Source organism: Campylobacter sp. RM12642 (assembly GCF_020137635.1).
Taxonomy (GTDB): domain Bacteria; phylum Campylobacterota; class Campylobacteria; order Campylobacterales; family Campylobacteraceae; genus Campylobacter_E.
This window is the reverse complement of sequence record NZ_JACGAT010000073.1, coordinates 1-827: the sequence shown is the minus strand read 5'-3', so window position 1 is coordinate 827 and position 827 is coordinate 1. Positions and strand designations below refer to the sequence as shown.

Annotated in this window: 1 protein-coding gene; it reads right to left on the bottom strand. The window is 31.6% G+C overall.

The features are described 5' to 3' along the window. Positions 1 to 827: methyl-accepting chemotaxis protein (locus tag AVBRAN12642_RS09725; RefSeq protein ID WP_336608316.1), on the bottom strand; the 827-nt coding region annotated here is incomplete at both ends.

The window sequence follows — 827 nt, the reverse complement described above, 5'->3', positions numbered from 1 at the left end:
CTAGCCATTAAATCTACTTCATCTGATATTTTATTAGTATTATCAGCTACTACTACATTAGCACGTGTTAGCTCATCTATACTACTTATTGCTTCATTTATTTGAGATATTGCTTGAGTTTGTTCTTTAATGCTTTCACTCATATCATTTATACCTTGAGTTAATACATTAACACTTGCTTCTATTTCTGTTAGTGATTTTTGAGTGCTTTCAGCTAGTTTTCTTACTTCATCAGCAACTACAGCAAAGCCCCTTCCATGCTCACCTGCACGTGCTGCTTCAATTGCAGCATTAAGTGCAAGTAGATTAATTTGTTCTGCTATATCTTTAATCATAGTAATAACATTTTTAATATCTTCTCCGTTTTTAATAACTTCGTTTGATTTTTGATTTACTGCATGCATAGATGCACTCATCTCTTCTACTGCTGCTGCACTTTCTTGTAAGCTACTTGCTTGCTTTCTTGCACCTTCATTTATATCTTTAACACTTGTTTTTAGTATTTTGGATTTATCTTGTAGGTTTCTTGCAGTTTCAAGGTTTGTTTTTAACATATCTCTTATTTGCTTACCTAACATATTAGTTGCAAGTTCTACTCTACCTTTAGCATTTTTTATTTCATTTCTAAAGTCGTTTTGGCTATATTCATCAAATATCTTTTCAATTGAGTTTGTATTAGCTCCAACTTTTTCTTCTAAAGTATCAAGCATTTTATTTAAGACATTTTTTAATTCAATTAATTGTGGATTTGCAGGATTTAGAGTAATTCTTGCTTTTAAATCTCCGCTTTCAATTGCTGCTGCTGTTTGAACGCTTTGTTCTACTGC